Raw genomic sequence first — 23195 nt, forward strand, 5'->3', positions numbered from 1 at the left:
GGAGCAAGCAGCACGCCGGGAAGTACCGGGCAGCCATACGCGGGAGCAAGCAGCACGCCGGGAAGCACCGGGCAGCCATACCCGGGAGCAAGCAGCACGCCGGGAAGTACCGGGCAGCCATACCCGGGAGCAAGCAGCACGCCGGGAAGTACCGGGCAGCCATACCCGGGAACAAGCAGCACGCCGGGAAGCACAGAACGACCATACCCGGGAACAACAAGCACTGCCGCACCGGCAAGAACGATGAGTCCGGAGGAAGAGGAGGAGTTTCTGGCGTGGCTCCTCGGATATTCAAAGCCACAGAGAACGGCGACGCCATCCGCCAGTCCTTCTGCCGATGCAGAGGATGAGGAGGAAGATCCAAACCTTGGAGAGAAGTTCATTTACAAGAATGCGGTGTACTGCGTGACCGGAACGAAACAGGTTTCCTTCTGCAGACCGACGAAAAGCAGAAAGCAGGTGACCATACCGGCGAGCGTTGTGTTCTGCCAGAAGAGATATAAGGTGACGTCGATCGACGCGAAGGCATGTGCCGGGGATACGAAGCTTACCCGGGTTACCATCGGGAAAAATGTGACCCGGATCGAAAAGAGGGCGTTCTGGAAATGCAAGAAGCTTAAAAAGGTTATTTACAAAGGAAAAAAGATAAGGAAGAAAAACATCGGAAAACAGGCATTTTCCGGAACAAAAATAAAAAATCATAAAAGAGTATTTTAAGCCGTTGATGCACGAAATGAACTTAGGTTTAAATTTTGCCCGCTGAATAGCGGGCATTTTAGTATAAAAAAGATTTTAATAAACGTCGTTATAAATAATCGCTTCCTTCACGGCATCAGCAGTCGCTTTATCTTTCAGTGCTGCAATGATGGCTCCCGCAAATTCAATGCAGGTACCCATGCCGCGGCTGGTGATCACGTTGTCGTCTGTGACAACCGGCTGCTTCACATAATCGCCGGTTGCAAGCTTGTCTGCAAACGAAGGATAGCAGGTTGCTTTCTTGCCCTCCAGGATTCCAAGCTCGCCAAGAACGGTCGGAGCAGCGCAGACAGCAGCAACCTTCTTGCCGTTTGCGGCAAATTCCTTGAGCTTTTCGCAGAGAGCGGTGCAGGCGCGAAGATTTGGAGTGCCCGGAATACCACCCGGAAGGATCAGCATTTCTGCTTCCTCAAAGTTGACCTCGGAAAGAGTCTTGTCTGCGGTGATCGTGACGTTGTGGGAACTGGTAACCTCTTTCTGATCTGTGATGGATACCATATCAATGGAAATTTTGGCGCGGCGGAGCATATCTACTACCGTCAGCATTTCCACCTCTTCATAACCGGTTGCCAAAAAAATACATGCTTGTGCCATAATGAATTACCTCCTTTATCATTGAAAAGTTTATTGTCTGATTTTATAAAATTGCTGCGTTCCAAAAGAAATTATATTGTCTTATTCGGCAGAATAGTTTGTCTTGCCGGCTTCTCTGTGACAGACCAGACGGCAGATCGGATTACCCTTTTGGAAGAATTTCTCTTCGTATTCGGTCATAACGTTATTCGGTGCCGGACCGTTGGCATGCAGATCAAAGCTGCATTCATCGAGGATCCATCCGGTTTCCTTGATCTCCTCCAGAGAGAAATCGAACAGCGGACGGTTATCTGTCTTGAATTGGATCATGCCATCCGGTGCCAGGAAACGGTCGTACCGCTCCAGAAACTGGCGGGAGGTCAGACGGCGCTTGGAATGGCGGTCCTTTGGCCATGGATCGGAGAAGTTGAGGTAGATTTTCTGAACCTCGCCCGGCGCAAAATATTCGTCAATATCTTCGGCGTCCATGCGCAGGAAAAGAAGATTGTCACTCTCGAGCTCCTCGCGGTGGTCCAGCGCACGCACCAGAACGCTGGAATATTTCTCGATGCCGATATAATTGATCTCCGGATTCTGACGTGCCATTTCCAGAATGAATTTGCCCTTACCCATGCCGACTTCGATGTGAACCGGATGATCATTGTGGAAATATTCGGCAGCCCATTTTCCTCTGTAATCAGCACCATCGGCACCGTCGGTCTGGATCGTGTATTTGTCTTCTAAAATGCGCTCCTGAGAGCCGGGAATATTTCGTAATCGCATATCAGTCCTCCATCAATAATATATTGAAATAAGCTGCCGGACAGCAATGGTATGGAAATATTGCTATCGTTTTAAATCCTGCAGCATGTCTTTATCCACAAGTAGTTTAAGATAATCGCCGGATAAAGTCAAATTGAAATGCCGCGCATAATTTGTTTTATTTTGGACACACTATCATTGTTATAAAGAAGATTAAGAAAAATGAGGCAACAAGTTGCTCAGAAAAGGAGGCAAGTGTGTAAAAATATTGCTGATGCAATCTTTTTACACAACTATTTGCTTTGGAGTACAAGCAAATAGCTCTGATGGCAGAAGAAAAATCACCTGCGTGAATTTTTCTTCGCCTCTTCGCAACAAGTTGCTCAGAAAAGAGGTAGTTATGGTATTAACAGAAAAAGAAACGGCGGCATTGAAGGATCTGCAGTCACAGGAGAAAATCTGTGCGAAGAAGTATGAGAAATACAGTCAGCAGGCGAAGGATCCGGAACTGAAGAATCTGTTTGAGACGATTCAGAAGGAGGAGCAGAAGCATTACGAATCGCTGGGGCAGGTGCTAGACGGAACCGTGCCGGAATGCGACTGCAATGACAACAATGGCAAGGATTACACGCCGAAGGCAACGTATATGTCCGATGATAATTCGGAGGATAAGATGAATGACAGCTTTCTGGCGACCGACTGCATCGGCACGGAGAAGCTGGTGTCATCGGAGTACAACACGGATGTCTTTGTGTTTGGCGAGCCGGGGGTGCGCAAGCTTCTGGCAGACATTCAGGTCGAGGAGCAGAATCACGCGGAAATGCTCTATAAGTATAAGACCGTGAACCGCATGTCATAGAGGCAGCTTGCATAAGCAATTGTGCGGTGACGCGCAAAGTGGGCAAGCCCACTTTGTTCCGGTATAGGAAAATGCTCGTAACGTGGTGGAAGCAAGGGCAAAACGCTGGTTTTGCCCTTTTGTTCCGGTATAGGAAAATGCTCGTAACGTGGTGGAATGCCAACGAGAATTGCGAAGCAATTCTTGGAGGGCAAAACGCTGGTTTTGCCCTTTTGTTCTTGGACGTATCGTGAATGCTCCGGGGGTAAACACTCCGGGGCGTTTCTACATATATTAAGAAAGTGCTCGCCGGGACTTTTGACACTCCTTTGACGATACCCGTGCCACATGTTATGATTGGGTTATCAATAACGGAGCATGAATGCCGCGTCAGGGGCGGCAGAATGGGGGCACGTATGAAGAAATTTCGATGGGTTGCAATTGTAGTTGGGATGATCCTTGTGGCAGCTATTGTGTTTTGCACGAAGGGAATCCGGCTGGAGCGTGATGAAGGCTCCTCACAGGGAGGGGAGCAGGTGGCAGTACAGACGGAGCTGCCGGCGGAAACGGAGACTACGCCGACCGAAGTGCCGCAGGATGAGACAGTAGATGATCTGGCGGAACAGGTGCCGGAGGATCCGAATCTGACGACGATCTATGTGTATGATGAGGCGGCAGAGTCGTTCGGACTGCAGGACATGGGCTGGTTTGCGGATATCATGGCAAAGCGGTTCGGTGTGAGATTATATATGTTCAAGCATGTCGCGGCGACAAGGCTGGGCGATGATGTGTACCGAAAAATGGACATAGCGATCTGGGATACAGAGTCATCGTCCTATTATGTACAGGCGAAAGCGGAGGGGCGTCTGGAGGATATTCAGGTGTCGCATATGAAGAACGGAAAGGTAATCTCGATCGGTGTGCGGTCTGTGAATAAGAAGCTGTGCCGTAAGATCGTGAAATATATGAATTCTTCGGAGGCACAGATGGAGGCAACCTACGGTCCGAAGAAGATCTGCTGGTATTACCGGAAAGGAAAGGCGTATCTGACCGAGACGGGTGCGAGATGTATCGTCGATGCAGGCTGTAAGCTGGATGCCGGTCTGTCGGGACGCCGCAGCTTTTCGGAGGGACATTGCCCGATGTCATACCGTCTTGGTGAGATGTCGGATATTGATCCGAAGACCGGGGAGAGCTATGACGTTCTGGAAAAGACGCGCCGCGTGGAGACGAAGGCGAAAAAGGGAGACCGGAATGCCGGTAAGGCTACGGCAGCTCCGAACCTTGCCGGGACTGCCGGAAATGACAAAAAGATCGGCAAGGATGTGTCCCAAATATTGGTCACATATAATATGAGAGGTTATCGTGCACTGGGAACGCGGACACTGGATGCATCACAGTTAAAGCAGGTGACCGAGTGGTTTGATGAGCTTAAGCTGACCAAACGTAAGAAGCCGGCGGAGGGGGATTCAGACTACACATCATGGCAGGATACGAAGGATAATTTCATTCACTACCGGTTAAAGGGTGGCAAATATAAGAATGTAATCTATTATCCGCAGACAGAGGTTGTACAGATTGATAAAAAGTGGTATAACAATTCTGTTTCCGTGGAACGGACACCGGCAGACACTTTCGCTAAGGGTGCCGGCAGTGATGGGACTTCATTCTATATTTATGGAAAGAAGTACGATCTGCGGGAGCAGGATGCGAATGTAAAGGCAATCCTGTACTGCGAGGATGTGGGAGCCGATGTTGCAGTGATCTGCCGTTTGAAAAAGGGCGGCGATGCCGCATTTATCTATGACCGCGTGTATCGAAAGTTTATCGCCGAGCGGAAGGGCACCCACTTTGCGCTGAGCACCCGCGAGGACGGCAACATGCCGGAGGACGGCGTTTATGTGGATCCGAAGGGTGCTGTCAGAGATTACACCGGCGCGCTGTATGGAAAAAAGATTGAACTCAAAAAGGGAGAGAAGATCTGCAGTCTGTATCAGCCGGATGGCAAGACGGAGTGGTGGACGATGATCGCAGATATCAGAGCCAATGATGTCCGCAATATCGAGATCGAGAAAGTGTCCGCTCAAAAGACAACGCCCAAAAAGCAGTGACAGAATGACCAAACAGAACGACAAAATGAAATGAGAAAAAGAGGTAAGGAAAGTGCATACATTAAAAAAGTTTATTCCATATTATTCTCCATACAAAGCAGTGTTTTTCCTGGATCTGATCTGTGCGGCAATGATCAGCCTGATCGATCTGGCATATCCGCAGATCCTTCGGACAATGACAAAGACGATTTTTGCGGGGGAGTCCGCTGCGATATTAAAGGCACTTGTGCCGATCGGGCTGGCGATGCTTGCCATGTACATTGTACAGATGCTTTGCAAATATTACGTCAGTTATCAGGGTCATATGATGGGTGCCAATATGGAGCGCGATATGCGGCAGCAGCTTTTTGATCAATATGAGAAGCTTTCCTTTGCTTATTATGACCAGAACAATTCCGGACAGATGATGAGCAAGCTGGTGTCCGATCTGTTTGATATTTCCGAGATGGCACACCATGGACCGGAGAATCTTTTTATTTCACTGATTAAGATCATAGGCTCTTTTGTGTTTCTGTTTCTGATCAATGGACGGCTTGCTGTCCCACTTTTGGTACTCGTATTTTTCATGATCCTGTTTTCGTATGGACAGAACAAACGGATGCAGGCAACCTTTATGGATAACCGGCAAAAGATCGGTGATATCAACTCGAGCTTGCAGGACACATTGGCGGGAATCCGTGTTGTGCAGTCCTTTGCCAATGAAGAAATTGAGCGTGAGAAATTCTGCCACAGCAATGAAAATTTTCTGAAATCCAAGAACGCCAATTATCGCTGCATGGGGACGTTTATGAGCGGAAACCTGTTCTTTCAGGGGCTGATGTATCTGGTGACGCTTATATTTGGCGGCTGGCTGATCGCGAAGGGTCAGATGGAGGTGGCAGATCTTGCCATGTATGCGCTCTATATCGGAATCTTTATCAGTCCGATCCAGATTCTTGTGGAGCTGACGGAAATGATGCAAAAGGGACTTTCCGGCTTCCGCCGTTTTCTGGCGGTCGTGGAGACGGAGCCGGACATTGTGGATGCACCGGATGCCACAGAGCTGACGGACGTGAAGGGCGAGGTGGAATACGACAATGTTTCCTTTCATTACAGCGATGATGACACGCTGGTGCTGGCAGATGTGTCCTTCCGTATTAAGGCTGGCAGATCGATTGCGCTGGTCGGACCGTCCGGAAGCGGTAAGACGACGATCTGTTCCCTGCTTCCGCGGTTTTATGATGTGACCGGCGGCACGATCCGAATTGATGGGAAGGATGTGCGCAGCCTGACGCTGGAGAGCCTTCGAAATCAGATCGGTCTGGTGCAGCAGGAAGTGTATCTGTTCTGCGGCACGATTCGGGAGAATATTGCGTATGGCAAGCCGGGGGCTTCGATGGAGGAGATCATTGACGCGGCAAAGAAAGCCAATATTCATGACTTCATTATGTCCCTGCCGGATGGATATGACAGTTATGTGGGAGAGCGTGGAACCCGTCTTTCGGGTGGACAGAAGCAGCGTATTTCGATTGCACGTGTTTTTCTGAAGAATCCGCCGATCCTGATCTTAGATGAGGCAACAAGTGCACTGGATAATGAAAGTGAGCGCTGGATACAGCACAGTCTGGAAGAGCTTGCGAAAAACAGAACGACCATCACTATTGCTCATCGCCTGTCAACCATAAGGAATGCAGACGAGATCTTAGTGGTGGCCGATACCGGTATTGCCGAGCGTGGTACTCATGACGAGTTGCTGGCGTTAAATGGAATCTATGCACATTATAATGAAATGGCGTAATCCGAATGTCAGAAAAACATAAAGTTTTCTTAAGAAAAACGAGCGGATTTCTTAAAGCTTATCTGTTATCTTGATAATGGGAAACAAAAGACGGATGGCGGGCGCTTGCCGGAACGGATCAAAGCGCCCTGCCGCTTAGAAAGGTGCGATCATTATGAAGAGAAGAGGTAACGTAAGAAGCAGCGAGAAAAAGGGAAACGGTAAGAAAGTGGTTGTCAGCATGATCCTGCTGATCGTGGTGGCATGTGTGGCGGTGTACGGGATTGCATTATATCATGGGACGCCGCATGGCAATGATTATATAGAGATGGAGAATGGAAACGCATCATGACGAAGATATTGTTGGTAGAGGATGACCGGGAGATTGTGAAAAACTTAAGCCTTTTTCTGAAGGAGGAGGGCTTTAGCGTGCAGGCGGTCTCCGGTCAGAAGGCTGCCATGGAGCAGATCGAGGAGCATGGTCAGGAGATAGATCTGGTACTTTTGGATGTGTCTCTTGAGGATGGCAATGGATTTGCGGTGTGTGCCGCGATCAAGGCAAACACAGAGATTCCGGTGATCTTTCTGACGGCATCCGGTGATGAGTACAGCACTGTGACGGGGCTTGATATGGGGGCAGATGATTATATCAGTAAGCCGTTTCGTCCGAGGGAACTGATCTCGCGCATGAAAGGGGTGCTGCGGCGGTGCGGCAGGACACAGTCGGTGCTGGAGCTGGGCGATGTCCGGGTGGACACGCTGGGCGGCACTGTGACGAAAAACGGACAGGAGATCATTCTTTCGGCACTGGAATACCGGCTTTTGCTTGTGTTTATCAATAATAAGGGAATCGTTCTGACACGGAATAAACTGTTGGAGGAAATCTGGGATGCCGCGGGGGAGTATGTCAACGATAATACGTTGACGGTTTATATCAAGCGGCTGCGCCAGAAGATTGAGGATGATCCGCAGGAGCCTGTGCTGATCCGCACGATCCGGGGCATGGGATACCGGGCGGACACATAAATTAATGCGTTGGCATAGAAAGGGCACACTGATATTATGGAATAAATTGCGACAAAATATTACGGCAGGACAGAAACGGACACGGTCGTTTGGCAGCAGTACAGAAGTGGGGATAATATATGAAGCTATTTCGAAATCCCGAGATCAAGAGGGAGATTCTTTACTATATAATTGTGTATCTGGCAGGAGCAGCGCTGGCATTCCGGCAGCTTGGCGGTAAGGGCGCAGGGATCGTCCTTCTGGCAGGCGCGGCAGCGCTGGTTCTGCATTTGTGTTTTACGGCGAAACGTTACCGGCGGATAGCACAGATGTCCGAAAAGATGGACAGTATTCTGCATGATGACGGAGAAACGCTGCTGCAGGATTGTCAGGAGGGCGAGGTTGCAGTGCTTCACACGCAGCTAAGCAAGCTGGTGCTCCGAATGCGGGAGCAGGCGGGCAATCTTCAGCAGGACAAGATCTTTCTGGCAGATGCGCTGGCAGATATTTCGCATCAGCTCAAGACGCCGCTGACCTCGCTGCAGCTTCTGGCAAGCTTTCTGCAGGAGGATGAAGTCAGCACTGAGCGCCGTCGTGAGATTGCGCGTGATATTGTGACATTGCTTGGCAGGATCGACTGGCTGGTGTATGCACTTCTGAAAATGTCGCGGCTGGACGCCGGAACATCCGGCATGAAGGAGGAGACGGTTTCGGTCGCAGAGCTTACGGAGCAGGCGTATCAGCTTGTTGCGGTGTCCATGGATCTGCGGGATATCCGCTGGGATTGTCAGGTGGAGCCGGGGGTGTCCTTTACGGGCGATATGTCCTGGAGCGTGGAAGCGGTCGGTAATATTTTGAAAAACTGTATGGAATATTCCGAACCCGGCGGGGCAATTCATGTGACGGGAACGGAGAATCCGCTGTATACGGAGCTTGTGATCCGGGACGAGGGCAAGGGGATTGCGCCGGAGGATCTGCCACACCTGTTTGAGCGCTTTTACCGTGGTAAGCAGAACAGCACAGAGAGCGTGGGAATCGGCCTGTCACTGGCACAGAAGATCATCGTGCAGCAGAACGGTACGATACAGGTGAAGAATGCGCCGGATCGGGGAGCGATATTTACGATCCGTTTCTATAAAACAGTGGTATAAGAACGAAAGTGACGAAACTGTCACAATAAAGTCACCGCCCTGTCATCTCATTCCATTATCATCTTATGATGTAAGATGCAAAGGGCAAAAGCAGATAGCAACGGAGTGATCTGTGACATCCGCTGCAATGAAAGCAGAACAGAAAGGAATGAGAAACGATGGAGATATTAAAGGTAGAACATCTGAAAAAGACGTACGGAGAGGGAGAGAATGCGGTTCACGCATTGGACGATGTATCTTTTTCGGTAGAGAAGGGGGAATTTGTGGCGATCATCGGACCGTCCGGCTCCGGTAAATCAACCCTGTTGCACATTCTCGGTGCTGTCGATGTACCAACATCAGGAAAAGTATATATGGGCGGTCAGGATGTATTTGCACAGAATGAGGAGGAGCTGGCGGTGTTCCGGCGCCGTCAGGTGGGGCTGATCTATCAGTTCTATAATCTGATCCCGGTATTAAATGTACGTGAAAATATTACGCTGCCGATCCTGATGGATGGGCGCAAGGTCAATGAGAAACGTCTGCAGGACATGATTCACACGCTGCACCTCGAGGGAAGAGAAAAGCATCTTCCGAACCAGCTTTCCGGTGGTCAGCAGCAGAGAGTTTCCATTGGAAGAGCATTGATGAATGCACCGGCAGTTGTGCTTGCCGACGAACCGACCGGTAATCTGGACAGCCGCAACAGCCATGAGATCATGGGACTTTTGAAGGAGTCCAACAAGGCGTACGACCAGACGCTGATCATGATCACGCATGACGAAAGCATTGCCCTGCAGGCAGATCGTATCATTGCGATCGAGGACGGCAGGATCACAAGAGATGAGGTGATCCGGTCATGAATATATTCAATCAGTTTACACTTCGCACACTCCGCAAAAACAAGATCCGTACACTCGTAACAGTTGTCGGTATTGCACTTTCCGTGGCAATGTTTACCGCAGTGACATCATCGATCGCAAGCTTTCAGCAATATCTTCTGAATATGGAAGTTGTCAGAGAGGGTGCATGGGAAGGCAGAATGATGGCGACTGATCTGCAGAGTATTCAGAATATTACGGCAGATAAGCGGGTCAAGGACTGGACGCAGATGGATAATCTGGGCTATGCAGAATTAAAGGACTGTACCAATGATGACAAACCGTATCTGATGATCGAGGCGGTTGATAAGGATTTTACCAAATACAGCCCGATCACGCTGTTAGAGGGAAGAATGCCGAAGGATTCTTCGGAGATCGTGATCTCCAAGCATCTGGAATACAATGGCGGCGTGACATATAAGATTGGCGATACATTAAAGCTTTCGGTTGGAACAAGATACAGCAAGGCGCTTTCGGGAGAAAAGTCAGAGGTACTGACGTCAAACGATCCGTACCGCCCGGGGGAAAACGTAAAAGAAAAGTCCTTAAAAACGTACACGGTGGTTGGCATCTGCGACCGCCCGGTGTCCGAGGATTATTCATCGGCGGGGTATACGGCATTTACAAGAAAGGACGACCAAAAGGCGGTTAACTATGATCTGTTTCTGACCTTCAACACGCCGGAACAGAGTTATGATATTATGACAAAATATGCTGCGACCGGTGTGTATAAAACGCATGAAGATCTGCTCTGTTTTGAGGGAAAAAGCACAAATAACAGTTTTAATGCCATTCTTTATTCGATGGGTGCGATTTTGATGGCAATCATTATGGTCGGTGCGATTTCGTTGATCTACAGTGCATTTTCAATTTCGCTCAGTGAGCGTACCAAGCAGATGGGGCTTTTGAAATCCATTGGTGCCACGAAAAAGCAGATAAGGCACAGTGTGGTCTTTGAAGCATGTGTACTTTGTATGGTTGGCATTCCTCTGGGAATCGCGGCGGGACTTGGAGGGATCGGAATTACGCTTCATGGAATTTCCGGATTGTTACTTAAGCTCTGGTCGGGAGACACGCCGCTACGGATCCATCTTGTTGTGACATGGCAGGCGATTGCGATTGCGGTTATTGTCAGCTTTATTACCGTGCTGATCTCAGCGATGATCCCGGCTGCAAAAGCGGTGCGCATTCCTGCGATTCAGGCGATCCGCCAGAGTGATGACATTAAGATCCGTGCGGGCAAGGTTAAAACCTCCGGGCTGACATATAAGCTGTTTGGCTTTTCGGGAATGCTTGCCAGCAAGAATTTCAAAAGAAACCGTAAGAAATATCGTACCACGGTATTTTCCCTTTTCATCAGTATTGTGCTTTTCGTCAGTGCGACCAGCTTCAGTGGTTATCTAAAGAAATCGTCCTCCATTGCGGACAGTCAGCAGGAAAGCTATGACATCGGCTGCTCTGTATCGGACAAGGCAGCGAACGGAAAGTCACCATCTGAGATTGCAGCCGGCATGGAGGCGATCGGTTCGGTCGACAGTGTCAGATACCTGAAGGAAAACTATAATCAGCAGATGGAGATTTCACGGGAATGTCTGTCCGACAAATATCTTTCCTATGTAAAGGAGAGTGATCCGGGGCGTATCAATGAAAAGAAGGGGACAGTGAGAATTCCGGTCAATCTGACCTTTCTGCAGGATGATGTATTCCGTGAATATCTGCAGGAGAAAAATATGGATGCGGACGAGTACATGACTACCAATCCGATGAACGCGCTGGTGTGGGATCGCTTTGTTCTGGAGGATGAAAAGAAAATCTATTCCATGGAGATCCTGAAGAAGGATAATGTTGATGCGACACTTGCCATGGCAAAGGCAGTAAAGGGATATTATTTCAGCTGGCAGGATGGAGACAAATATATTTATAACAGCGATGACAGCGAAGAGAGCAAAATGATCCCGGTGGACAAGGCGACGATCACACATCCGATTCACATCGGTAAAAGAATGACGGCAAATGCGCCGGCAGGTGTAAGTATTTCCAAGTGGGATGAGGCAGTCAACGTGGTTCTTCCGTACAGTCTGGTGAAGGATGGGATCCTGCGCGGAGTAGTTGACTCGGAGGATGGATATACAAGATATATTCTTATGGCAAAGCAGCATGAGAAAGCAAGCACAGATCTTGCGGGATATTTTGAGGAGGAGCTGTCCGGCGTGGATGCAGGTACGATCGTTGATGCTGCGGCAAGCCGTGATTCCGATCAGGCGCTGATCCTTATTCTCGATATCTTTTCCTATGGGTTTATTGTGCTGATCTCTCTGATCGCGATCGCCAATGTATTTAACACGATATCGACGAATGTTATGCTGCGCCGTCAGGAATTTGCGATGCTAAAATCCGTGGGCATGACCGGAAAGGGCTTCCGCCGCATGATGAATTACGAATGCATTCTGTATGGTATAAAGGGACTTATATTCGGGCTTCCGGTGTCTCTGGCACTTAGTTTTCTGATGTACAAGTCAATGGTGGATGGCATTGATGTAAGCTTTATGTTTCCGTGGCAGGGAATGCTGATCTCCGCTTTCAGTGTGTTTGCAATTGTATTTATCACAATGCTTTATGCAATGCGTAAGGTCGGCAAAGAGAATACCATTGAGGCACTCCGCAATGAAAATCTGTAATTATAAAAATTGAGCCGTGTATTATTTCTGTAACGTAAAAGTAATGAAATCTTATGATTTTTGTTATGGCGGTTTCAGAAAATACACGGTATAATTAGGGAAACAAACGACATGTTCAAGGGGGGGAAGTGCGCGCAATCCGGTAGAACGGATGATCTGCACGGTTGTTTTGTGCCGGCGGTTTTAAGCCGAGGCTCTGAGAAAGGAATGAAAGATTAATATGCAGAATATTATTGTGCTTGACGATGAGAAGGAGATTGCGGATCTCCTGGAGGTGTATCTGACGAATGAGGGTTATCAGGTGTTTAAGTTTTACCGGGCAGAGGGGGTGCTCGACTGCATTCGGGACAATGAGATCTCACTGGCGATCCTTGATGTAATGCTGCCGGATATCGACGGCTTTCAGCTTTGCCGCAAGATCCGGGAGAACTGGTATTTTCCGATCATCATGCTGACGGCGAAGGTCGAGGACGTGGACAAGATCACGGGACTGACCGTGGGGGCGGACGATTATATTACGAAGCCGTTCAATCCGATGGAGGTTGTTGCGAGAGTGAAGGGGCAGCTCAGACGTTCCCAGACCTATAATCCGTCCATGAGCGGACAGGAAGAGGAGGAGTCCTACAACATCCGCGGGCTGGAGCTGGTGCCGAACATGCACACCTGCTATCTGTACGGCGAGAAGATCGACCTGCCGCCGATCGAGTATGACATTCTCGTTTATCTTTGCCGCCATCTGGGGAAAGTGGTTTCGGCAGAGGAGTTATTTGAGGCGGTCTGGGGAGAGAAATATCTCAACAGCAATAATACCGTCATGGCGCATATCGCAAGGATCCGCGAGAAGCTTCATGAGAATGCACGCGCACCGAAGTTTATCAAAACAGTCTGGGGCGTTGGATATAAGATGGATCGGTAAGGATCCGAAACAGGGAAAGGAATGTAAGGATTTATGGAGGGTGACGTTCGTCAAAAGGTTGCAAAGCAGCTTGTAAAAGGATATCTGGTACACATGCTGGTCTATATTGTGGCGGTGCTGGCACTTCTTGGAATCGCCTATTGGTGGTGCAACAGCCAGATCTGGTATTCGTGGGACGAACTTTACCCTCTTGTTCATTGGCTTCATATCAATGTGGTCGCTGTCTTTCTTGGAGTGATGCTGATCGGCTGCGTGGCGATCACCTGTGTTCATTTCTATCAGATGGCACGTATGCTGGAGCTTGTCACTACGGCTGTAGATGACCTGTATTCAAACCGGATCAACAGTGTAAAGCTTCCTGCTTCTCTGCAGGAGGTGGAGCGCAAGCTGAATGAGATCATGATAGGGATCCGTGACAGCCAGCAGGAGGCGAAAGATGCCGAGCAGCGCAAGAATGACATGATCATTTACATGGCGCATGATCTGAAAACGCCGCTGACCTCCGTGATCGGTTATCTGACATTGTTGAAGGATGAACCGGAGATTTCACAGGAGCTTCGCCAGAAGTATCTTGATATTGCCTGGAATAAAGCGGGACGTCTGGAGGATCTTGTCAATGAATTCTTCGAGCTGACCCGTATGAATTTTGCACATATGAGCCTGAATTGCAACATGGTCAATATGTCGATGATGGTGGAACAGTTTATGTATGAATTTAAGCCTCTTCTGGCGGAGAAGGGGATGGATTATCAGCTGGAGACAGAGCCGGAGATCATGGTGTACTGCGACATCGAGAAGATGCAGAGAGTTTTCGACAACCTGCTTAAGAATGCGATCAATTATGGTTATCCGGACAGCATGATCCATGTTTATCTGGAGAAGAATGGCGAGAAGGGCATGCGGTTGATTGTTCAGAATCATGGACAGACAATCCCTGCCGAGAAGCTGAGCTATCTGTTTGAACAGTTCTTCCGGCTGGACAGCTCCAGAGATTCCCAAACCGGCGGAACAGGGCTTGGTCTTGCAATCGCCAAGCAGATCGTGGAGCTGCACGGAGGTAAGATTTCTTGCGAAAGTTCCAATGAAACAATTGTATTTATCGTGGAAATATGATCGGAGGCACGCCTGACATATGGAAAACCAGACCGGAAAACAACTGAAATATGTACAGATCGTTGAGGAGCTGAAGGGGAAGGTATTGTCCGGGCAGATCCAGCCCGGGGACAAGCTTCCTTCGGAAAATGTTCTTGCTGCTCAGTATCATGTGAGCCGGCAGACCGTGCGCAAAGCGATCGCGATCCTGGAGAACGAGGGCTACGTTTATGCGGAGCACGGAAGAGGAACCTTCTGTACAGAGCTTGTGCGCCACCGGCATGAATCGGGGAACATTGCTGTAGTGACGACGTATTTATCGGATTATATTTTCCCGGAGGTGATCCGCGGGATCGACGATGTGCTGACGAGAGAGGGTTACAGTATCATCCTTAAGAATACGAGAAATTCGCGGACGCAGGAGATACGTTGTCTACAGGAGCTTTTGCAGAAGGATATTGACGGCATTATTATTGAGCCGAGCAAGAGTCAGATCTACTGCAGACATACCGGGCTGTTTGAGCAGCTTAAGCAGTTTCAGATTCCGTATGTATTTATTCAGGGATGTTATGAGCAGATGAAGGATAGTCCGCAGGTGCTGATGGACGACTGTGCGGGTGGCTTTCTGCTTACGAAGCACCTGATTGAGCAGGGGCACCGGCAGATCGCCGGTGTTTTCAAGGCAGATGACATGCAGGGGCAGAACCGCCACAAGGGTTACGCCAGGGCGCTCGCCGAGGCGGGGATCGCATACGATCCGGACAAGGTTGTCTGGTTTTACACGGAGGATCGTGCACTGCACCCGTATGAGAAGCTCGGACAGATGGTGGCTGACGGAGTGCTGATGGATGGGGTTGTATGCTATAATGACCAGATCGCATTTGAGGTGATCCGTGCGCTGCAGCACGCAGGAGTGCAGGTGCCGGAGGATGTCTCGGTGTGTGGCTACGACAATTCGCCGATGGCGCATTCGGGGGAGCTGCGGCTGACAACGATCGCGCATCCGCAGGAACGTCTTGGCGCGATGGCAGCAGAGCTTTTGCTGCGGCTGATCGGCGGTGAGGAGCCGGGTGACGATAAGATTCTGGTGGAGCCGGAGCTTGTTATTGGCAATTCTACGATTTTAAGAAAAAACAACTTGTAAATACGAGTGTACAAGTTGTATCATGAGAATATAGAACAAACGGAGGAACAAGGCAGTGTGTCCGGGAGGGATGACCGCCTTGTTTATGTTATTCCGAAGGAGATCGTATCAGGGGATATCGGTGTAACTGTATATTTTGGGAAAGGCATGGTGAGTAAGATGAATGCAAAGGAAAGTATCTTAAACGGAAAAGCAGCACTTGGTATTGAGTTTGGATCCACCCGTATTAAGGCGGTGCTGATCGACGAGAACTGCGAGGCGCTGGCAGTTGGTTCCTATCATTGGGAGAATCAGCTTGTGGACGGTATCTGGACCTACAGTCTGGAGATGATACATACCGGTCTGCAGGCGTGCTATAAGGATCTGGCAGACAAGGTACGTGCACAGTATGATTTACCGCTTACGAAGCTGGCGGGCATCGGCATCAGCGCAATGATGCACGGCTATATGGCATTTAATAAGGAAGATGAGCTGTTGGTTCCATTCCGGACATGGCGTAATACCATGACGGAGGAGGCTGCGGCGAAGCTTACCGAGGAGTTTCAGGTCAATGTGCCGGAGCGCTACAGCATTTCACATCTGTATCAGGCAATCTTAAAGAACGAGGAGCATGTGAAGGACATTACGTTTTTCACAACGCTTGCCGGTTATATCCACTGGCAGCTCACCGGACAGAAGGTACTTGGCGTCGGTGATGCGTCCGGTATGTTCCCAATCGATTGTGCGACGAAGGATTATGACGAGGAGAAGCTTGCGAAGTTTGATAAGCTCATCGAGGGATATCATTTCCCGTGGACATTGCGTGAGATCCTGCCAAAGTCACTGACTGCGGGAGAGGAAGCAGGCGTGCTTACCGTGGCAGGCGCAAAGCTGCTCGATCCGACCGGTACACTGGAAGCGGGCATTCCGCTTTGTCCGCCGGAGGGCGATGCAGGTACCGGTATGGTCGCAACCAACAGTGTGAAGATACGCACAGGAAATGTTTCTGCGGGAACCTCAGTCTTTGCAATGATCGTTATGGAGAAGGAGCTTCAGAAGCTTCATACGGAGATCGATCTTGTGACAACACCGGCAGGCGATCTGGTGGCAATGGTGCACTGCAACAACTGTACCTCAGATATCAATGCGTGGGTCAACCTGTTCGGAGAATTTGCAGCGAAAATGGGTATGCCGGTGGTTGACAAAGGGAAATTATATGATCTGCTGTTTAAGGTTGCATTAGAGGGCGAGCCGGACTGCGGCGGACTTCTTTCTTATAACTACTTCTCCGGCGAGAGCATTACCGGCTTTGATGAGGGACGTCCGTTGTTTGTCCGTCATGCAGATGATAAGCTCAGCCTGGCGAACTTTATGCGCGCGCATCTGTTCACGGCGCTTGGTGCATTGAAGAACGGTCTTGACATTCTGCTCAAGGAGGAGAATGTGCCGGTTGATAAGATTTACGGGCATGGTGGCTTCTTTACCGTGCCGGGGGCCGGTCAGAAGATCATGGCAGCAGCGATGAATACGCCGGTTTCCGTGATGGATACGGCAAGCGAGGGCGGTGCCTGGGGCATTGCCGTGCTTGCTCAGTACATGGTAGACGGAGCAGACGAGGCGCTGGCAGATTATCTGGATCATCAGGTATTTGCCGGTCAGACGGGAACAACACTGGAGCCGGATCCGGCAGACGTTAAGGGCTTTGACGACTTCCTGATACGTTATAACAAGGGACTTGCGATCGAGCGGGCTGCCGTAGAGAGCATATAGAGTATATAAAGGCAGTGTATGTATATATAAAAAGTGTATGTATAAACATGAAAGTGAAGCAGAAAGGGGCAATTGCGATGTTAGAGGAATTAAAACAGCAGGTATACGAAGCAAACATGGAGCTTCCGAAGAGAGGACTTATTACATATACATGGGGCAATGTCAGCGGCATTGACCGTGAGACCAATTATTTTGTCATCAAGCCGAGCGGTGTTGATTATGATAAGCTGAGACCGGAGGATATGGTTGTGATGGATCTGAACGGCAATAAGATCGAGGGCGAATATAAACCGTCCTCCGACACTCCGACACATCTGGAGCTTTATCTGAGATATCCGGAGATCGGCGGTATTGTGCACACACACTCGCCGGAGGCAACCGCATGGGCGCAGGCGGGACGTTCCATTCCGCTGTACGGAACCACGCATGCAGACTACTTCTATGGAGAGATCCCTTGTGCCAGAAGCCTGACTCCGGAGGAGATTGACGAGGCATATGAGGCCAATACCGGTCTTGTCATCATTGAGACATTTGAGCTGGCGGGCTTAAATCCGATGTACACGCCGGGCATCCTCTGCAAGAACCACGGTCCGTTTACCTGGGGCAAGGATGCGGCAGAGGCGGTTCACAACGCAGTCGTGCTGGAGGAGGTTGCGAAGATGGCGACCAAGACCGAGCTGATCAATCCGAAGGTACAGCCGGCACCGGACAGCATCCGCGACAAGCATTTCTTCCGCAAGCATGGAGAGAATGCGTATTATGGACAGTGATCGGGAAAGTGAACGATACATGATATTTCAAAAACGAATAATGAATAAGATTTTATGGGTGTATGAAAATGCACCCATTTTTTGCTTTTGCATTATAGTTTCGGGGATTAAAGATAGCCAATTTTATATGGATTTGATACAATAAAACTAAAAAGAAAGGACTCGGGATCAGTAAGAAAGGGGGAGCATTTATGTACAAAGTATTTTTGATCGAGGACGAGATCGTGATACGGGAAGCGCTGGAACGGATGATTCCATGGAATGAATATGGTTTTGAACTGGTAGGAAAGGCAAAGGACGGAGAGATTGCGCTTCCTATGATACGCAAGACAAAACCGGACGTGCTGATTACAGATATTAAAATGCCGTTTATGGATGGTCTGACATTAAGTGGCATAGTGAAAAAGGAATTTCCGGATATTCGTATTGTGATCGTTAGTGGGTATGATGACTTTGAATATGCCAAAAAAGCGATTGCTCTCGGGGTGGACGACTATCTGTTGAAGCCGATCGCTAAGGCGGAGTTTGTCAATGTTCTTCAAAAAATTTATCAGGATTTTGAAGAAAAGGGGAAACAGCAGGATTACTATGAAAAATTCGAACAGGAATTTAAGAAATATGAGAATCATTCCAGACGTGATTTCTTTGAATTGCTTGTAACGAAGCATGTGGATCTGCAGGAGATTTACGAGAAGGCAGAAAAGCTTTCGTTTGATATTATGGCAGAAAGTTACAATATGGTGTTTTTCTCGTTGTCAGAGAGCAAAGACACAGATACGGTTGATCAGAGGTATTCGCAGAGAGTGGCAGATCTTCAGAAGCAGATTGATGATGCACTGCAAAAAGAAAAGGAGCTTTATGTGTTTCGCAATCAGACCTTCAGCTATGTGGTGCTTTTGATGGGAGATCATGAAAATATACAGGAAAGAACGAAACAGTGTGTAAAGCTGCTTCAGGATATTCTTGAAAATGATCAGAGCGGACTGGAGTGGATCGTGTGTGCATCAGAACCGGTGGAACGCCTGAGTCAGCTTCCGGAGTGTTATAAGAAGGGCATGCAGATATTTGCATACCGTTATTTGGGATATTCCCATGTCGTGTCGTCGGATATGGTTCCGGTGGGCGAGCATGAATCGGAGAACAGTGAGATCAAGGATCTGGTCAGCGTAGACAGTAATGTGGTGAATCCGGCGATATTCCAGAATTTCCTGTGCAATGCATTGGAGAATGAGGTGGAGGAGTTCGTGGACAATTATCTTCAGATGGTCGGAGAATCCGCACTGAAGTCGAAAATGTTCCGGCAATATATATTGTTGAACATTCATTTTTGTATTGTATCGTTTCTGCAGAAGCTGGGCTATGAAAAGGAAGCAGCAGACAACTCGCTGCTGGAGGCATCCGGAATGAGTCAGCCGTTAGATATTGACCGGATTGAGGGAAGTATCTCTGCATCGTTAAAGCAGGCGATACAGCTGCGCGAAGAAAAGAGCAAGGGAAAATATCAAAATGTTTTACAAAATGCAGTTCAATATATGGAAGAAAACTTTGCAGATGAAAATCTTACCTTAAATAAAGTGGCATGTGTGGCAAATGTCAGTGCAAATCATTTCAGTGCAATGTTCAGCCAGAAAATGGGACAGACCTTTATCGAATACCTGACCTCTCTGCGTATGCATCGGGCAAAGGAGCTTTTACGCTGTACCGACAAACGTTCCGGAGAGATTGCATTGGAGGTCGGTTATAAGGATTCGCACTATTTCAGTTTTCTTTTCAAAAAAACGCAGGGATGTACACCGAGTGAATATCGTAATCAGGGGGCGGTTTAGTGAAGAAGCATCGAAGAACATATGAAGAGTTAAATCTTGACAAGAAAATACAATATCTGATATGGACGCTGGCAATCCCGATGGTATTCTGTATTTTGCTGCCGGTGGTATCCATGTTTATTTCGATTGGAAATTATTCAACGATCACACACAATATGAATCTGAGCAGTGATTTCAGTTTGAATTTTAAGGAAAATATGGATCTGAAAATGTATCACTACTGCGTTGGAAGTGCAGAGCAGAAAACGCTTCCGATGAAGGATGTCAACAGGGCGATTCGTCTGGCGGAGGAACTGGAGCAGACAACAGTGCGTAAGGAAAGTAAACGTGCGATAGAGTTAGTGCTTCTTGACTGCAAAAATCTGAAAAAGAAAATGCGTGCGATAGAGGCAACGAAAGGGTACGATTCCAGACAGACGCAGCTTACGAATAATATTTATGTACTCACGGAGCTGGCGCAGAAAGCAATGGGAGATTACATATATTATGAAGCAGGATATCTGAAGCAGGTTGAGGATGATATGTTTGTGAGGATCCTGACAGTCGGTGTTTTGCTGGGCATTATTGTTGTCCTTGTGGTGGCATTTGTCCTTAAGAAGTCTTTCCGGCTCGCAAAAGAGATTACGGATCCGATTGCCAGTTTAAGTGAGAATGTACGTAAAGTGGGATATGGAGATTTCCGGATACAGTCCGTGGAGACAAATGTGATCGAAGTGAAAAACCTGAATCAGGGTGTCCAGAAAATGGCACGGCGTATTGAGACACTTTTACAGAATGTTCAGGAAGAAGAACGGAAACAGCACATGATCCAGCTGGAACTCTTGCAGGCGCAGGTCAGCCCTCATTTTCTGTACAATACGCTTGATACGATCGTTTGGATGGTTGAAGCAGATATGCATGATGAGGCGATTGAAATGCTGACGCATCTGTCTGTTTTTTTCCGGACCGTGCTGTCAAAGGGAGAAGACGTTATTTCTCTGGGGGATGAGGTGTTACATACCAGGAGCTACCTGGAGATCCAGCAGATCCGTTACAGTGATATTCTGGATTACAGCATTGACCTTCCGGAAGTGTTCTCAGATATCCGTCTGCCGAAAATGACGCTGCAGCCGATCGTAGAAAATGCATTGTATCACGGTGTTAAGGAAAAGCGCGGAAAGAGCAGCATCCGGATTTTCTTTGAGGATAACGGAGAAGATATTGTAATGCAGGTGAAAGATGATGGCATCGGTATGACACAGGAACGGCTGGCAGAGGTTCAGGAGGGGCTTCGCAAAAAGGAGGGTGTAGGCTTTGGTATGTCCGCCGTGGAGGAACGCCTGAAGCTCTATTATGGGGAAAAGTACGGTATTGACATAAGTTCAAAATATAATGAGGGGACAGTTGTGTGTATGCGCATTCCGAAAAATTTCAACTTTTCCAATAAAAAAATAAACTAAATGAAAAAGCAGATAAAATAGTAAACTTTTTGCATAAGTATCTTCATGGTAAATGAGCAAAAAATATCTATAATAATAATTGTAGATGACATACAAACTCAATAAAAACAGAGGAGGAAAATGATATGAGAATAAAGAAAATATTATGTTCTGCATTATTAGTATCCTGTATGGTATTTGCAATGACAGCATGTGGCTCCAAGAAAGCCGCCCAGACAGGGTCAGATGCCAAGAGTGGCAATATCACAGTTGGATTTTCGCAGGTAGGAGCTGAGTCGGATTGGCGTACCGCAAACTCAACATCCATGAAGGAAACCTTCAGTGAGAAAAACGGTTACACACTGATTTTTGACGATGCACAGCAGAAACAGGAAAATCAGATCAAAGCGATCCGAAATTTCATTCAGCAGGAAGTTGATTACATCGTATTGGCACCGGTAACAGAAACCGGATGGGACACCGTATTAAAAGAAGCAAAGGACGCCGGAATCCCTGTGATCATCGTTGATCGTATGGTTAAGGTTTCTGACGAAAGTCTCTACACAGCGTGGGTTGGTTCAAACTTCGAACTGGAAGGTAAGAAAGCAGCCGCATGGCTGAAAGCTTATCTGGACAAGACAGGACGCGGAGACGAACAGATCAACATTGTCGATATTCAGGGAACCATCGGAGCTTCTGCCCAGATCGGACGTACGAAGGGGCTTGAGGATGCCTGCAAGGAGAACAAAAACTGGAATCTTCTGGCAGAGGAAACCGGAGAGTTTACACAGTCCAAAGGACAGGAGGTTATGGAATCCCTGTTAAAGAAGCATAAGGACGATATTGACGTAGTATACTGCGAGAATGATAATGAAGCATTTGGAGCAATTGATGCGATCACTGCAGCCGGAAAGACAGTTGGAACAGGAAAGGACGATATCCTTGTAATGTCCTTCGATTCAACAAAGACCGGTCTGACGGATGTAAAGGATGGCAAGATCATTCTTGATACAGAGTGTAACCCGCTTCACGGTCCTCGCGTAGAGGAGATCATCAAGGCTCTGGAAGCCGGAGAGACACCGGAAAAGCAGCAGTATGTTGATGAGGAAATCTTCGCAGCAGTCGAAGATGTAGACAGTGTTAAGGTTGAGGATCAGGACTATAGTGTTACAGTAGTGACAGACGATGTGATTAAAGGACGCGCTTATTAAAATCTTCATAATAATCTCATAAAAAGCAACGCTAAAAGTGTTTCAGAAATAGCGCAATATAGAAGCCGCCAAAACTGTATTGCGCTATTTTTGTACCCTTTTCCGCAGAAAGCAGGTGGAATGAAATGGCTCAGAACGAAATATTAACAATGAAAGGCATTACAAAAACTTTCCCTGGGGTTAAAGCTTTATCGAATGTGGATTTCAAATTGTGCAAAGGGGACATTCATGCTCTGATGGGAGAGAATGGAGCCGGGAAATCAACACTGATCAAAGTGCTGACAGGAATTTATCCCTTTGATGCCGGGGAAATCACAATGGATGGCAGACCGATGGTGAATCGATCGCCGCAGGACGCACAGAATAACGGGATCAGTACTGTATATCAGGAAGTCAATCTTTGTCCGAATCTTACTGTGGCAGAGAACCTGTTTATCGGAAGAGAACCAAGAAAGCTTGGTATGATCAACTGGAGTGAAATGAATGCAAGATCCAGAAAACTGCTGCAGTCGTTAGACATTGAGGTCACACCGACGTAGGCCAATACCAAAGCTGTTGTTTCCATAGTTTTAGCATGAG

Annotated in this window: 19 protein-coding genes and 1 pseudogene; 18 read left to right on the forward strand and 2 right to left on the reverse strand. The window is 48.1% G+C overall.

All coding sequences use genetic code 11. From position 1 onward, the window contains the following. On the forward strand, nucleotides 1-717 hold a 717-nt coding region (locus ACZLMD_RS10745), incomplete at its 5' end, for a leucine-rich repeat protein (protein ID WP_489495682.1). Nucleotides 718-792: 75 nt separating this feature from the next. Here ACZLMD_RS10745 and ACZLMD_RS10750 read toward each other — a convergent pair. Both ACZLMD_RS10750 and trmB read right to left on the reverse strand, forming a co-directional pair. Further along, the gene (locus ACZLMD_RS10750) at nucleotides 793-1350 is read right to left on the reverse strand and encodes a DJ-1 family glyoxalase III (protein WP_022307288.1); all 558 of its coding nucleotides are present in this window, start codon (nucleotides 1348-1350) and stop codon (nucleotides 793-795) included. Between the two features lie 81 nt (nucleotides 1351-1431). After that, on the reverse strand, nucleotides 1432-2112 hold the full coding sequence (gene trmB, locus ACZLMD_RS10755; RefSeq protein WP_022307287.1) for a tRNA (guanosine(46)-N7)-methyltransferase TrmB: 681 nt from the start codon (nucleotides 2110-2112) through the stop codon (nucleotides 1432-1434). Between the two features lie 253 nt (nucleotides 2113-2365). Here trmB and ACZLMD_RS10760 point away from each other — a divergent pair, with 253 nt between their 5' ends. The 17 genes and pseudogenes from ACZLMD_RS10760 to ACZLMD_RS10840 form a co-directional block, all read left to right on the forward strand. Beyond that, complete coding sequence (locus ACZLMD_RS10760) at nucleotides 2366-2950, forward strand: ferritin-like domain-containing protein (protein WP_482523691.1); 585 nt, start codon at nucleotides 2366-2368, stop codon at nucleotides 2948-2950. A 395-nt stretch (nucleotides 2951-3345) separates the two neighbouring features. After that, nucleotides 3346-5040 carry a hypothetical protein gene (locus ACZLMD_RS10765; RefSeq protein ID WP_489495683.1) on the forward strand — a complete coding sequence of 565 codons (1695 nt, stop codon included), beginning with the start codon at nucleotides 3346-3348 and terminating at the stop codon, nucleotides 5038-5040. A gap of 52 nt (nucleotides 5041-5092) precedes the next feature. Then, the gene (locus tag ACZLMD_RS10770) at nucleotides 5093-6817 is read left to right on the forward strand and encodes an ABC transporter ATP-binding protein (RefSeq protein WP_482521775.1); all 1725 of its coding nucleotides are present in this window, start codon (nucleotides 5093-5095) and stop codon (nucleotides 6815-6817) included. A 154-nt stretch (nucleotides 6818-6971) separates the two neighbouring features. Further along, entirely contained in the window at nucleotides 6972-7148 is a 177-nt protein-coding gene (locus ACZLMD_RS10775; RefSeq protein ID WP_022307283.1) for a hypothetical protein, read from the forward strand. Continuing rightward, nucleotides 7145-7822: a response regulator transcription factor gene (locus tag ACZLMD_RS10780; protein ID WP_482521774.1), complete on the forward strand. Its 678-nt coding sequence runs from the start codon at nucleotides 7145-7147 to the stop codon at nucleotides 7820-7822. The genes ACZLMD_RS10775 and ACZLMD_RS10780 overlap by 4 nt, the downstream gene beginning before the upstream one ends. Before the next feature lie 119 nt (nucleotides 7823-7941). Then, nucleotides 7942-8952, forward strand: a complete 1011-nt coding sequence (locus tag ACZLMD_RS10785; RefSeq protein ID WP_022307281.1) for a sensor histidine kinase — start codon at nucleotides 7942-7944, stop codon at nucleotides 8950-8952. 158 nt (nucleotides 8953-9110) lie between these two features. After that, a complete protein-coding gene (locus tag ACZLMD_RS10790; RefSeq protein WP_022307280.1) occupies nucleotides 9111-9794 on the forward strand; it encodes an ABC transporter ATP-binding protein in 684 nt (227 codons plus the stop codon). Beyond that, nucleotides 9791-12490: an ABC transporter permease gene (locus ACZLMD_RS10795; RefSeq protein WP_482522822.1), complete on the forward strand. Its 2700-nt coding sequence runs from the start codon at nucleotides 9791-9793 to the stop codon at nucleotides 12488-12490. The genes ACZLMD_RS10790 and ACZLMD_RS10795 overlap by 4 nt, the downstream gene beginning before the upstream one ends. Before the next feature lie 220 nt (nucleotides 12491-12710). Then, nucleotides 12711-13406, forward strand: a complete 696-nt coding sequence (gene vanR, locus ACZLMD_RS10800) for a VanR-ABDEGLN family response regulator transcription factor (RefSeq protein ID WP_178413214.1) — start codon at nucleotides 12711-12713, stop codon at nucleotides 13404-13406. A gap of 33 nt (nucleotides 13407-13439) precedes the next feature. Beyond that, nucleotides 13440-14519 (forward strand): sensor histidine kinase, encoded by a 1080-nt coding sequence (locus ACZLMD_RS10805; protein ID WP_482522823.1) that lies wholly within the window; start codon nucleotides 13440-13442, stop codon nucleotides 14517-14519. A gap of 19 nt (nucleotides 14520-14538) precedes the next feature. After that, on the forward strand, nucleotides 14539-15642 hold the full coding sequence (locus ACZLMD_RS10810) for a GntR family transcriptional regulator (RefSeq protein WP_118561097.1): 1104 nt from the start codon (nucleotides 14539-14541) through the stop codon (nucleotides 15640-15642). A gap of 159 nt (nucleotides 15643-15801) precedes the next feature. Then, nucleotides 15802-17391 (forward strand): xylulokinase, encoded by a 1590-nt coding sequence (locus ACZLMD_RS10815; RefSeq protein WP_482522827.1) that lies wholly within the window; start codon nucleotides 15802-15804, stop codon nucleotides 17389-17391. 77 nt (nucleotides 17392-17468) lie between these two features. Next, complete coding sequence (locus ACZLMD_RS10820; RefSeq protein ID WP_484107661.1) at nucleotides 17469-18161, forward strand: L-ribulose-5-phosphate 4-epimerase; 693 nt, start codon at nucleotides 17469-17471, stop codon at nucleotides 18159-18161. Between the two features lie 191 nt (nucleotides 18162-18352). After that, on the forward strand, nucleotides 18353-19987 hold the full coding sequence (locus tag ACZLMD_RS10825; RefSeq protein ID WP_022307273.1) for a response regulator transcription factor: 1635 nt from the start codon (nucleotides 18353-18355) through the stop codon (nucleotides 19985-19987). Continuing rightward, nucleotides 19987-21426 carry a sensor histidine kinase gene (locus tag ACZLMD_RS10830; protein ID WP_489495684.1) on the forward strand — a complete coding sequence of 480 codons (1440 nt, stop codon included), beginning with the start codon at nucleotides 19987-19989 and terminating at the stop codon, nucleotides 21424-21426. The genes ACZLMD_RS10825 and ACZLMD_RS10830 overlap by 1 nt, the downstream gene beginning before the upstream one ends. 131 nt (nucleotides 21427-21557) lie before the next feature. After that, nucleotides 21558-22616 (forward strand): ABC transporter substrate-binding protein, encoded by a 1059-nt coding sequence (locus tag ACZLMD_RS10835; RefSeq protein ID WP_118561132.1) that lies wholly within the window; start codon nucleotides 21558-21560, stop codon nucleotides 22614-22616. Nucleotides 22617-22741: 125 nt separating this feature from the next. Further along, nucleotides 22742-23152 (forward strand): annotated as a pseudogene (locus ACZLMD_RS10840) (ATP-binding cassette domain-containing protein); the annotation flags it as partial. Between the last annotated feature and the right edge of the window lie 43 nt (nucleotides 23153-23195).

It is taken from the genome of Jutongia sp., from assembly GCF_057878315.1.